This is a genomic window from Gordonia sp. VNK1, from assembly GCF_040049135.1.
GTDB lineage: Bacteria > Actinomycetota > Actinomycetes > Mycobacteriales > Mycobacteriaceae > Gordonia > Gordonia oleivorans.
On record NZ_JBDZDJ010000005.1, the window covers coordinates 204,862 to 216,706 of the forward strand.

General features: G+C 66.9%; 12 protein-coding genes. 3 read left to right on the plus strand and 9 right to left on the minus strand.

The features are described from left to right. Positions 1 to 93 precede the first annotated feature (93 nt). Positions 94 to 1,605, minus strand: coding sequence for an IMP dehydrogenase (gene guaB, locus ABLE94_RS08470; RefSeq protein ID WP_348802652.1), 1,512 nt, complete (start codon positions 1,603 to 1,605; stop codon positions 94 to 96). 132 nt (positions 1,606 to 1,737) lie between these two features. Here guaB and ABLE94_RS08475 point away from each other — a divergent pair, with 132 nt between their 5' ends. Further along, positions 1,738 to 2,127, plus strand: coding sequence for a DUF5319 domain-containing protein (locus ABLE94_RS08475; protein ID WP_348808622.1), 390 nt, complete (start codon positions 1,738 to 1,740; stop codon positions 2,125 to 2,127). A gap of 61 nt (positions 2,128 to 2,188) precedes the next feature. Here ABLE94_RS08475 and ABLE94_RS08480 read toward each other — a convergent pair whose 3' ends face one another. The 3 genes from ABLE94_RS08480 to ABLE94_RS08490 all read right to left on the minus strand — a co-directional run bounded on the left by ABLE94_RS08480 (position 2,189) and on the right by ABLE94_RS08490 (position 4,528). Next, positions 2,189 to 3,100: an anti-sigma-D factor RsdA gene (locus tag ABLE94_RS08480; RefSeq protein WP_348808572.1), complete on the minus strand. Its 912-nt coding sequence runs from the start codon at positions 3,098 to 3,100 to the stop codon at positions 2,189 to 2,191. Then, complete coding sequence (locus ABLE94_RS08485; protein ID WP_348802654.1) at positions 3,072 to 3,662, minus strand: sigma-70 family RNA polymerase sigma factor; 591 nt, start codon at positions 3,660 to 3,662, stop codon at positions 3,072 to 3,074. Before ABLE94_RS08485 ends, ABLE94_RS08480 begins: the two co-directional genes overlap by 29 nt. Positions 3,663 to 3,808: 146 nt before the next feature. Beyond that, entirely contained in the window at positions 3,809 to 4,528 is a 720-nt protein-coding gene (locus ABLE94_RS08490) for a hypothetical protein (protein ID WP_348808573.1), read from the minus strand. 574 nt (positions 4,529 to 5,102) lie between these two features. Here ABLE94_RS08490 and ABLE94_RS08495 point away from each other — a divergent pair. Beyond that, positions 5,103 to 5,399, plus strand: coding sequence for a WhiB family transcriptional regulator (locus ABLE94_RS08495; protein ID WP_053777703.1), 297 nt, complete (start codon positions 5,103 to 5,105; stop codon positions 5,397 to 5,399). A 136-nt stretch (positions 5,400 to 5,535) separates the two neighbouring features. Here the strand turns inward: ABLE94_RS08495 and groL are convergent, their stop codons facing one another. The 3 genes from groL to ABLE94_RS08510 all read right to left on the minus strand — a co-directional run bounded on the left by groL (position 5,536) and on the right by ABLE94_RS08510 (position 9,606). Beyond that, positions 5,536 to 7,146 (minus strand): chaperonin GroEL, encoded by a 1,611-nt coding sequence (gene groL, locus ABLE94_RS08500; RefSeq protein WP_348808574.1) that lies wholly within the window; start codon positions 7,144 to 7,146, stop codon positions 5,536 to 5,538. Positions 7,147 to 7,572: 426 nt separating this feature from the next. Then, positions 7,573 to 7,872: a co-chaperone GroES gene (gene groES, locus ABLE94_RS08505; protein WP_006334733.1), complete on the minus strand. Its 300-nt coding sequence runs from the start codon at positions 7,870 to 7,872 to the stop codon at positions 7,573 to 7,575. Positions 7,873 to 8,046: 174 nt separating this feature from the next. After that, on the minus strand, positions 8,047 to 9,606 hold the full coding sequence (locus ABLE94_RS08510; protein ID WP_348808575.1) for an MFS transporter: 1,560 nt from the start codon (positions 9,604 to 9,606) through the stop codon (positions 8,047 to 8,049). 98 nt (positions 9,607 to 9,704) lie between these two features. On the opposite strand from ABLE94_RS08510, the gene ABLE94_RS08515 reads away from it, so the two are divergent. Continuing rightward, entirely contained in the window at positions 9,705 to 10,172 is a 468-nt protein-coding gene (locus ABLE94_RS08515; protein WP_348802658.1) for a MarR family winged helix-turn-helix transcriptional regulator, read from the plus strand. Positions 10,173 to 10,230: 58 nt separating this feature from the next. Here the strand turns inward: ABLE94_RS08515 and tsaD are convergent, their stop codons facing one another. Both tsaD and rimI read right to left on the minus strand, forming a co-directional pair. Continuing rightward, complete coding sequence (gene tsaD / locus ABLE94_RS08520; protein WP_348808576.1) at positions 10,231 to 11,277, minus strand: tRNA (adenosine(37)-N6)-threonylcarbamoyltransferase complex transferase subunit TsaD; 1,047 nt, start codon at positions 11,275 to 11,277, stop codon at positions 10,231 to 10,233. Further along, positions 11,274 to 11,831: a ribosomal protein S18-alanine N-acetyltransferase gene (gene rimI / locus ABLE94_RS08525; RefSeq protein ID WP_348802660.1), complete on the minus strand. Its 558-nt coding sequence runs from the start codon at positions 11,829 to 11,831 to the stop codon at positions 11,274 to 11,276. The genes tsaD and rimI overlap by 4 nt, the downstream gene beginning before the upstream one ends. Between the last annotated feature and the right edge of the window lie 14 nt (positions 11,832 to 11,845).

Here is an 11,845-nt window from a genome sequence, read left to right on the forward strand (position 1 = left end):
TCTGGTTCTGCGCACACCGAGGTCGTCGGTGTGGCGAGATCACGATTCGCCGACGGCGGGAGCCGCCGGCGTGGAGAGCCACCGGCGAGGCCGTCAGCGTGAATAGTAGTTGGGCGCCTCGGCGGTCAGGGTGATGTCGTGCGGATGCGACTCCTTGAGCCCGGCCGCGGTGATCTGGACGAACCGCGCGTGCTGCAGATCCGGGATCGTCGACGCCCCCGTGTAGCCCATCGCCGCACGCAACCCACCGACGAGCTGGTGGATCACCTGACTCAGCGGACCACGGAAGGGCACCCGGCCCTCGATCCCCTCCGGCACCAGCTTCTCCTCCTTGAGGACGTCGTCCTGGAAGTAGCGGTCCTTGGAGTACGACTTGGCCTGTCCGCGGCCCTGCATCGCACCGAGCGAACCCATGCCGCGGTAACTCTTGAACTGCTTGCCGTTCACCAGGATCAGATCTCCCGGCGCCTCGGCGGTACCGGCCAACAGCGAGCCGAGCATCGCTGTGGAGGCCCCCGCCGCCAGCGCCTTGGCGATGTCGCCGGAGTACTGCAGCCCGCCGTCGGCGATCACCGGCACACCGGCGGCCTGACAGACCGTGACCGCCTCCAGGATCGCGGTGATCTGCGGGGCGCCGACCCCGGCGACCACCCGCGTGGTGCAGATCGAGCCGGGCCCGACCCCGACCTTGACGGCGTCGGCTCCGGCGTCCACGAGGGCCTGCGCGGCCTCCCGGGTGGCGACGTTGCCGCCGACGATCTCCACGCGGTCGCCGATCTCGGCCTTGAGCTTGGAGACCATGTCCAACACGAGTCGATTGTGGGCGTGTGCGGTGTCGACGATGATCACGTCGGCGCCCACGTCGGCCAGTGCCATCGCGCGGTCCCACTGCGAATCGCCGGTGCCGACCGCGGCGCCGACGAGCAGTCGTCCGTCGGAGTCCTTGGTGGCGAACGGATGCTGTTCGGTCTTGACGAAGTCCTTGACCGTGATCAGACCGGTCAGGCGCCCGTTGCCGTCGACGATGGGCAGTTTCTCGACCTTGTTGCGCCGCAACAGACCCAGCGCCGCCTCGGCGGACACGCCCTCCTGCGCGGTGATCAGCGGCGCCTTGGTCATCACCTCGGACACGGCGCGGTCCTGGTCGACCTCGAAACGCATGTCGCGGTTGGTGATGATGCCGACGAGCTCACCGGTGTCGTCGACGACGGGCAGACCCGAGATGCGGTAGCGCGCACACATCGAGTCGACCTCGGCGAGGGTGTTGGTCGGCGAACAGGTCACCGGGTCGGTCACCATGCCGGCCTCGGAACGCTTGACGGTCTCGACCTGCGAGGCCTGATCCTCGATGGACAGGTTGCGGTGCAGGACACCCATGCCGCCGGAGCGGGCCATCGCGATGGCCATCCGGGCCTCGGTGACGGTGTCCATCGCCGAACTCACCAGCGGCACCCGCAACGAGATCTTCTTGGTCAGTTGCGACGAGGTGTCGGCCTCGCTCGGGATCACATCCGATGCCGAGGGCAGCAACAGGACGTCGTCGAAGGTGAGGCCGAGCATCGCGACCTTACCGGGATCGTCTCCACCGGTGCGCACGTGTGTCATCGGTCCATGGTATCGGGCGTTTCTGGGGAAACCGAATACGGCGATCTGGGTCACGTCGACCGCACCGGACCGGGTCGTCGATCTGTGGAACCGATGCGGCGCAGGTCACGCGACATCGGCTACGGTGGTGGGGTGCGTGACCACCTTCCACCGGGCCTACCACCGGACCCGTTCGCCGATGATCCCAGCGATCCGGCGTCGGCATTGGACTCCGTCGAACCGGGTATCCCCCTCGACGAGAACGAGCGGCTGGCCGTCGAGGAGGATCTCGCCGACCTCGCCGTCTACGAGGCCCTACTGACCCAGCGCGGGGTCCGTGGTCTCGTGGTGGTCTGCGAAGACTGCCACGAGGATCACTATCACGACTGGGATATGTTGCGCGCCAACCTCTTACAGCTGCTGATCGACGGCACCGTGCGCCCGCACGAGCCGGCCGTGGACCCGCGTCCGGACGACTACGTCACCTGGGATTACTGCCGCGGCTACGCCGACGCCCACGGACACCTCGGCAGCGAACGCTGAACGGCTGAGCGCTCCCCGCCCCGCGCAGATCGGCTCGAACTCAGTTCAGCTCGGACTCAGATCAGCTCGGACTCAGGACCGTCGACGCCGCGGCCGTGGTGCTCGGAACGCCTCCACTGGTCGGCACCGGAACCTCCGCCGACGTGGGCGGCACCTGACTGGTCGGCGGCACACTGGGAACGGTGGTCTGATTCGTCGGTTCCGATGTCTCCGGCGCCGTGGTCGCGTCCGTGTCATCGGCGGGCGGTGCCGGCTCCACCGACGCCGAGCCGCTGCGCGTGGTCGACGTCGACGGGCGACTCGACTCGTCGGAGCGCAATCGGTTGATCCACTGGGTCATCTGCTCACGCGTACCCGAATCCGACACCGGCCCCATCTTGCTCTGGGCACGTTCGATCAGCTGCTGCGCCTGCGCGGTGTCACCGGCCGCGAGGGCCGCCTCGGCCTGCTCGAGATCCGAGCGCACGTCGTAGGCGGCCTGGGTCTCCGACGCCGCCTGCGCGAAGACCACCTTCTTCACACCCCAGAGCGGATCCCCGGGCTGGGCGCCCTCACTGACGACGGTCAGGCCGGCAGCGGCCACCACCGCGATCGCGGCCGCCCCGGCGACGATCCGCAGCGAACGGACCACCCCGGCGGCGCGGCGGGTGGGCATCTCGGCGGCCATCGCGCGTGCGACCTCGTCGAGGGCCGGAAGCGGTGGTTCGGGTGTGCCGATGACGTCATGTCGCCACCCCGACAACAGGACCGCGAGTTCATACTCGGCCGGATCCCTGGTGGGAGTGGACAGGTCGCGCGAGAGCGCATCGAGAAATGCGTCATCGACATGCACCTCTCGCACATCGATGGAATCGTCGGGGGCGCCTGATGGCACATATCCCCGCCGCTGCCCGGCGCCGGACGCGTCCCCCGACGGCCGACGATCCGGCTGCGGGCGACGTCGATCACGCTCGTCGTTCGTCACGTCGTCCACCTGCCTTCCTCAGCTCGTCTTTCAATTTCGCCAGCGCTCGATGCTGGGCCACCCGGACCGCGCCCGGTGTGCTCCCGACGGCGTCGGCGGTCTCCTCCGCCGACATCCCGACGACCAGCCGCAGCACCAGGATCTCCCGCTGCTTGTCCGGAAGCACCGACATCAACTGCCTCATCTGCCGACTCGCATCGGATTCGAGTGCCGCCTGTTCGGGCCCACCGAGGACGGTGGTCACATCGGGCACCTCGTCGACCGGGTCGGCCTTGACCCGCCCGGCCACCCGCATCGCGTCGGCCACCTTGTGCGAGGCGATCCCATAAACGAAGGCCATGAACGGTTTGCCCTGATCCTGATACCTGGGCAAGGCCGTCATCACCGCCATCAACGCCTCCTGAGCAATGTCGTCGGCGGAGAACAGATGTCGTTCTCCGACCCCGATTCGCCCTCGGCAGTAGCGCAGGATCGGCTCATGCACACTTTCGAGAACTGACGTGAGCGCTGCGCGGTCGCCCTGCCTTGCGGCGTGGACGGCGGCGTCCAACTCATCACCTGTCAGCTTCATCGTCAGTACTGATCCCCGCGTTACACGTTGTGTGACTGGTCTCACCAGCCCTTATCGGCCATTTTCCCGCCCGGCGAAGCGGGCGATGAAGGCACCGCGTCGGCGACCAGGCGGCGTGGCCGGGCAGTGGACCCCAAGCAGACACCTTAGCGATCGTTTGTCACGGTCACGAATGGCATGCCGCGCGCATACAGCAACCGATACCTGTCGTCCATATCGGTGCGGACATATGCGTCGTCGTCACCGATACCGGCCAACAGCGACAGTGCCGCCCACTCCAACGGGATCAAATCGCCCGCGGCCGCTTCGGCACGAAGCCGACGGGCCGTGCGGATCGCCGGATCGGTGTCACCGGAGGCGGACACCGCCGCGGCGACGATGAGTTCGGTCTTGATGCGGTGTCGTGGCGGTGCGGCGGCCCCGAAACGCCGCACCAGGGCCAGCGCCCGCCGCGCCTCGATCAGCGCCGTCGCCGGATCACCGGTGTAGAGGGCCCGTTCGGCCCGGACCCAGAACAGTCGTACCCGCGGACGACCGGTCACCCACTCCTCGCCGACGGTCTCGTCGTGGGGCGCCAGCACCCGGTCCGCTCGATTCAGGAGGCGTTCGGAGGCACCGAAACGGCCGAGCCCGAGGTTGTCGGCCGCGAGATTCACCATCACATCGGCAACCGCGGCAACCGCGGCGTGGTCGTGGACATCGGGCCGCGGGTCGACGAGAGCCAGCGCCCGACCGTCACGCGTCAGCGCATCACCGTGCCGACCCGATTGCCGCAACAGCGATGCACCCGCACTCACCGACAGGGCCGCCAGACGCGCATCGCCCAGGCGTCGGGCGACGAGACCGACCTCGTCGAGGCGGGTCATGGCAACACAGCCATATCCCCGCGCACCGATCTCGACGGCCTCCGACCACGCCGCCCAACGTCGATCACCTGGCGAAACGTGGTCCGGATCACCCTCAGAAGAACCAGTTAGCATGAATTTAACCCGGCGACACAATTGTTAAAAACCCTTCCAAGGTCAATGGGCGATGACGCCAATGTTTCTATTACGTTAATCGCCGCACCGGCGTGCCGCCCCTCCCGCACGACCACCTCGGCACCCCCATCGCGATCCAACCGCCAGTATCCGCTGGTCACAGTACATCTCGGCACCGAAACCGCCACCCGAATCCACGCCCGAGAGCACCTGTGCTAACGGCCAGTACGTCACTAACACCCCGTTAACAATGGCGGAATCTTTCCGATCTCTGCCCCCCAATTGACGGTATTGACGTCGTTTCTCAGGCCCGCTTAGTGTTTGCTTGCGCCGAGCGAAAACACCCGGGTCAGACCCCCTGAACCCGATCGTCCGAACCCGATCGTCACCGCAACCGCGCACGGACCACGCCACGACGCGATCACCCGCGATCCCCGTCCTGCAACAAGGAGAAGCTGCCATGCCCCAGCCCAATCACCTCCCCGGACCCAACGCAGACGTGTGGGATTGGCAGATGCACGGCCTGTGCCGCGGCGTTGAGTCGTCCATGTTCTTCCACCCGGACGGAGAACGCGGCCGTGCCCGCGCACAACGTGAGCGTCGCGCCAAAGAGATGTGCCACCAATGCCCGGTGATCGCCCAATGCCGCGAACACGCACTCGCCGTGGCCGAACCCTACGGCATCTGGGGCGGGCTGTCCGAGTCAGAACGCAGCATGCTGATGAAGCGCGGCGTCGGACGCCGCATCGCCAGCTGACTGTCACACCGCCCGGATCATCGCCGGTCGGATCACGCAACCAGACCAGACACCTCCGGGGTGGTCACCATGGAAGTGACCACCCCGGAGGTGTGTCTGTCTGACGAGGCGATGACCGTCAGGTCACCCCCGCACGTCAGTGGGCGTGACCATGCCCATGATCATCGCCGCCCTGCTCGGGCTTGTCGGTCACCGCGGTCTCGGTGGTCAGCACCATTCGCGCCACCGACGCCGCATTCACCACCGCCGACCGGGTCACCTTCACCGGATCGATGATGCCCTCGGCCACCAGATCGCCATAGGTCAGGGTCGCGGCATTGAAACCCTCCCCCGACTCGGCAACCCGGTTCACCACGACCGCACCGTCGACACCGGCATTGGTGGCAATCCAGAACAACGGTGCCTTGACGGCCTCGCGGACCACCCGCACACCCAGCGCCTCATCAGCATCGATCAGCTCATCGGCCAATGCGTCGAGCACCGACGCCGCGGCCACGATCGCCGAACCGCCACCGGGGATGATGCCCTCCTCGACCGCGGCCTTCGCCGCCGCCACCGCATCCTCGACGCGATGCTTGCGCTCCTTCAGCGCGGTCTCGGTCGCCGCACCCACCCGGATCACCGCGATACCACCGGCCAGCTTCGCCAGCCGCTCGGCCAGCTTCTCCCGATCCCAATCCGAATCGCTCGCCTCGATCTCACGGCGCAACTGCGCGGCACGATCGGCAACGGCCTCCGAGGTACCGGCACCCTCGACAATCGTCGTGGTGTCCTTGGTGACCACCACACGACGCGCCGACCCCAGCAGATCCAGTTCGGCGGTCGCAAGATTCAGACCGATGTCCGACGAGATCACCGTCGCACCCGTGACCACCGCCAGATCCTCCAGGAACGCCTTGCGACGATCACCGAAGAACGGGGCCTTCACCGCAACAGCCTTGATCGTCTTGCGGATCGAGTTGACCACCAACGTCGACAGCGGCTCACCCTCGACGTCCTCGGCGATGATCAGCAACGACTTACCCGCACCGACCACCTTCTCCAGCAGCGGCAGGAAATCCGGCAACGAACTGATCTTGTCGCGGTACAGCAGCACCAGCGCGTCGTCGAGCGCCGCCTCCTGGGCGTCGGCGTCGGTGACGAAATACGGCGACAGATAACCCTTGTCGAACTGCACGCCCTCCGTCACATCGAGGTCGGTCTGCAGACCCGAACCCTCCTCGACGGTGACCACACCGTCGACACCCACGGTCTCCATGGCCTTACCGACCATCTCACCGACCTCCTCATCACGCGACGACACCGTCGCCACCTGCGAGATCGCCTTCTCACCGGCAACCGGGGTCGCCACCCGCAACAACTCCGCGCCCAGCGCATCGGCGGCCTTGCCGATACCCGCGCCCAACGCAATCGGATTGGCACCGGCGGCCACATTGCGCAGACCCGCCGCCACGATCGCCTGAGCCAACACCGTCGCCGTCGTCGTACCATCGCCGGCCACATCATTGGTCTTCGTCGCCACCGACTTCACCAACTGCGCACCGAGATTCTCGAACGGATCCTCCAGATCCACATCACGCGCAATCGTCACACCATCATTGGTGACACTCGGACCACCAAAAGCCTTGGCCAGCACCACATGCCGACCCCGCGGCCCCAACGTCACCTTCACCGTGTCGGCGAGCTGGTTGATACCCCGCTCCAGCGCCCGACGGGCCTTCTCATCGAACTCGATTTGTTTGGACATACACACCTTTGTTCTTGGCGTCGCCTCCGGCGACGCGCAGTTTGCGCCACTCTGTTGTCGGCGCCGCCTCCGGCGACGCGCAGTTTGCGCCCTTGTGCACCACTCTTCGTCGTCGCCCGCATTGTCGCTTCGCTCCTCGCGGGCTCCTCCTCATCGCGGCGCGGCGCAAACAGGTGGTGGTGACGTTTCTTTCACTCACCACCCGCTTGCGGGCTCCTCCTGCATCGCGGCGCGGCGCAAACAGGTGGTGGTGGCGTTTCCTCCACTCACCACCCGCTTGCGCGCCTGCTCCTGCACGCGGCACGTTGCCGGTGGCGATCAAGTGGCTATTTCATTGTTGAGCTGTCGGCTCTCTCTGCGACTCCGCCCCGGCACCCCTTGTGGGGTACCGGGGCGGAGCAGAACACGAGAAAACCTCGTGATCTCTTACTTGCCGATGACAGCGAGCACGTCGCGCGCCGACAGGATCAGGTACTCCTCGCCGGCGTACTTGATCTCGGTGCCGCCGTACTTGCTGTAGATGACGGTGTCGCCTTCCTTCACGTCGACCGGGACGCGGTTGCCCTGCTCGGTCACGCGGCCTTCGCCGACAGCGATGACGGTGCCCTCTTGCGGCTTCTCCTTGGCGGTGTCCGGGATGACCAGGCCCGACGCGGTGGTCGTCTCGGCCTCCACGGCCTGCACCAGGATCTTGTCCTCAAGCGGCTTGATGTTCACGCTCGCCACGATGTGAGTCCTCAACTTTCTCGTCTGAGAAATCGATGTATTTGTTGCAGATGTCCTGCACTTGGGGCTCTGCCACAAACCTCGTCGTCGCGGGTGCCGAGGTTCACAACACAGTGCCTACTAGCACTCTATACATGCGAGTGCCAGCACTCAAGGTTGGTGGGTGCAAAAAGTTCAGACCTGGCCGCAGAGCTCCCGGTCACGGTCGGCATCGGCGGTGACATCCGGCGGCGACGTCGTCGACGGTACCCGGATCCGGCGACTCCACCAGGCCACGCCCACCGCACCGATCAGCCCCGCCACCGACAAGGCGCTCACCACCCAGATCGCGGTCGTCATCCCGCCGAGCAGCGCTCCCGGGCGGGCCGGCTCGGCGGAACTGGTCAGGATGGCCGTGATGACGGCCAGCATCACCGCACCCCCGATCTGCACGCTGGTGTTGACCAGCCCCGACGCCAGACCCTGCTCGTCGTCGTCGACCCCACTGGTGCCCTGGGCGGTCACCGACGGGAAGGTCAGCGCGAAGCCGATGCCGAGCAGGATGATGGTGGGCAGCAGGAACTCCGTGTACCCCATCCCCGGTTGGACCCGGGCGAACCAGAGGTAGCCGCCGAGGAATGCGGCGAACCCGAAGATCATCAGGACCGGCGTGGGCACCCGGTCCAGTACCCGGTCCATCCGCACCGCACTGGCCGCGACGATGAGTCCGGCGGGCAGGAACCCGAGCGCCATCATCAGCGGCGACCACCCCAACACATCCTGCAGATACAACGTCACCACGAACTGGAAGGCGACGTATCCGCCGAACATCAACGCACCGGACACATTGGCATGCACCAGCAGGGTCGACCGCAGAATGCCGAGCCGGATCAGCGGATGCCGATGCCGCACCTCGACCACGACGAACAGCAGACCGGCCACCACCGCCGCCGCGAACACCCCGATCGTCGCCGGCGCACCCCAGCCCACCTGCGGGGCCCGCACCACCCCGAACACCAGCAGCAGCAACGCGGCCGTACTGGCCACCGCACCGAGCACGTCGAACTGCGACCACCGGAAGTGCGTGCGCTCGCCCCGGGGGATCACCCGCATACCGATCACCAACAGCGCCAACGCAACCGGGCCCGGGAACATCAGCGTCGCGCGCCACGACCACTCCGTCAACAGTCCACCGAAGACCAGACCCAGCGAGAATCCACTCGCACCGCACACCGTGTAGATGCTCAGCGCCCGATTACGGGCCGGACCTTCGGCGAAGGTCGTGGTGATGATGGACAGACCGGCTGACACCGTGAACGCCGCGGCCGCCCCCTTCACGAACCGCAATCCGACGATCACCCCGTCGACATCGACGAGCCCGCTGATCACCGACGCCACCCCGAACACACCCAGGGCCACCAGAAAGACCCGTCGTCGGCCGAGCAGATCACTGACCCGCCCGCCCAGGAGCAGCAGACCGCCGTAGCCGAGAACGTATCCGCTCACGATCCACTGCAGCGCGGATTGCCCCATCCCCAGGTCCGCACCGATCGACGGCAGCGCGACGCCGACCATCGAGATGTCCAGGCCGTCAAGGAACAACGCCCCCGCCAGGACCACCAGCAGAATCCAGGTACGCGCCGGCCACCCACCTCCCGAGGTGATGTGGCCGGCCGCAACATGGTCGGACGGGTTGAGCTCTGGCGCGCGGAGCGCCTCCTGATGCGCGATCACATGCGGATCTGTCTGCGTCATGAGGAAAGTATATGCATATGCATTTAATGCTTGTGCATCTATTGATCTCACATAATGTTCTCTTGCATACGAATCTCGTGCGGTGTTAGTATGCGGCCATGAGCAGGGTGTCCGAGCCGACCGCCGCGATCGACACCACCGGGCAACCGGGTGCCGCCGATGACACGGCCGCCGATCATCTGGCGTCCGCCTGGCACGACCTCTCGATCCGTTTCCACCGCATCCAGTGCACCCTCGACCGCGAACTCCACGACCGCCACCAGCTCACGGCCAGCGAATTCGAAGTACTGGAACAACTCTGCGCCGCCGACGGTCACTCGCTGCGGATGAACGACCTCGCCGGCGAGGTGCACCTGACGCAGAGCGCGTTGTCGCGTGTGGTCGGCCGACTCGAGAAGGACGGACTCGTGCACCGGACGATGTGCGCGACCGATCGCCGGTCGGTGTTCGCCGCACTCACCCCCGCCGGGATCACCCGCTACGACCAGGCCCGCCCCACCCAGCGCCGCATCCTGGCCGAATTGTGCGTCGGCTGCCCGGACCTGCTCCGCGAGCAGGCCCGATAAGTCATACCCGGCCGAGTCAGACCTGCCGAGCCGGTCCCGCCGAGACCGACCTGCCTCGTCAGACCTGCGAGAGCTGCACGCTCAACCCGGGATCGGTCGCCACGGTCAGCGGCGACGGCTGCGCCCCGCCGGCGATCACATGAGCACCCAGGGTCGCGATCATCACGCCGTTGTCGGTGCACCGTCGCGGGGTCGGAACCCGCAGGGTGATGCCGGCAGCCTCACACCGCTGCGCGGCCAGCGACCGGATACGCGAATTCGCGGTCGCCCCGCCACCCAGCACCAGGGTGGTCACACCCAGATCCTGACAGGCCCGAACGGCCTTGAGCGTCAACACATCCGCGACGGCCTCCTGGAACGAGGCGGCGACGTCGGCGATCGGCACCTCCACGCCGTCGCGGCGGCACTTCTCCACATACCGCGCCACCGCCGTCTTCACCCCACTGAAGGAGAAGTCGTAGCGGGCATCGCGGGGGCCGGTCATTCCACGCGGGAACTCGATGGCGTGCGGATCACCGTGTGCGGCAGCCTTGTCCAGTGCCGGGCCACCCGGGAAACCCAGGTCGAGGAGCCGGGCGACCTTGTCGAAGGCCTCACCCGCCGCATCGTCGACGGTGGTGCCCAACTCGACGATCGGCTCGGCGAGGTCGGTCACGTGCAGCAGATGGGTGTGTCCACCGGACACCAGCAGCGCCACGCATTCCGGCATCGGACCGTGTTCGAGCGTGTCGACCGCCACGTGCCCGCCGAGATGATTCATCGCATACAGCGGTACATCCCAGGCCAGCGCATAGGCCTTCGCGGCGGCCACCCCCACCAGGAGCGCACCCGCCAGACCGGGTCCGATGGTCACCGCGATCGCGTTGGGACGGTCGATTCCGGCCGTCTCACGGGCCCGCCGCATCGTCGGGACGATGGCCTCGAGATGCGCGCGTGACGCGATCTCGGGCACCACTCCCCCGAATCGGGCGTGCTCGTCGACGCTCGATGCCACCTCGTCGGCGAGCAGCACCGCACGTCCCGGTTCTGCACCCGTGCCGGGTTCCCATCGCACGATGCCGACCCCGGTCTCATCGCACGAACTCTCGATTCCCATCACGATCATGGTTGTTCACTCCTACTGCCGCGCACGTCGTCCGGCGCATCGGCCGACGGCGGCACCTGCGGCTGCTCGGACCGTCGCGGGCGGATCATCGTGTAGGCATCCGCCCCCGACGGCTGGTAATAGCCACGCCGAACACCCGACGTCACGAAACCGTTGCGCTCATACAGTGCGATCGCGGTGTCGTTGTCGACGCGGACCTCCAGGAAGACCGGTGCGTCGAGGGCGTCGGCGACCGCCAGCATCGCCGCGAGCAGGCCGCGTCCGTATCCGAGACCTCGATGGGTCGGTGCCACCGCGATCGTGTGGATCTCGCATTCGTGGTCGCCGGGCGATCCGAGGGTGGATATCCCCGCATAGCCGACCACCTGCGCACCGCGCTCGTCCCGGGCGGCGAAATACCGGTTGTACGGTGCGTTGAGTTCGGCGCGAAAGGCCGCGGCGGGCCACGGTGAATCCTCGCTGAACATCTCGCGTTCCAACGCCGCGCACCGCGGGATGTCCGAATACTCCAACGCGTCGATGATCCCGCCGCCGGTCACCTGCGCACCTGTCACCGTCTCGCCTGTCA

Coding starts and splice junctions, on each gene's coding strand:
- ABLE94_RS08510 (WP_348808575.1), bottom strand. CDS start 9,606: ATGACGCAGACAGATCCGCATGTGATCGCGCATCAGGAGGCGCTCCGC.
- guaB (WP_348802652.1), bottom strand. CDS start 1,605: ATGACACACGTGCGCACCGGTGGAGACGATCCCGGTAAGGTCGCGATG.
- ABLE94_RS08490 (WP_348808573.1), bottom strand. CDS start 4,528: ATGACCCGCCTCGACGAGGTCGGTCTCGTCGCCCGACGCCTGGGCGAT.
- tsaD (WP_348808576.1), bottom strand. CDS start 11,277: ATGATCGTGATGGGAATCGAGAGTTCGTGCGATGAGACCGGGGTCGGC.
- groL (WP_348808574.1), bottom strand. CDS start 7,146: ATGTCCAAACAAATCGAGTTCGATGAGAAGGCCCGTCGGGCGCTGGAG.
- ABLE94_RS08485 (WP_348802654.1), bottom strand. CDS start 3,662: ATGAAGCTGACAGGTGATGAGTTGGACGCCGCCGTCCACGCCGCAAGG.
- ABLE94_RS08515 (WP_348802658.1), top strand. CDS start 9,705: ATGAGCAGGGTGTCCGAGCCGACCGCCGCGATCGACACCACCGGGCAA.
- ABLE94_RS08495 (WP_053777703.1), top strand. CDS start 5,103: ATGCCCCAGCCCAATCACCTCCCCGGACCCAACGCAGACGTGTGGGAT.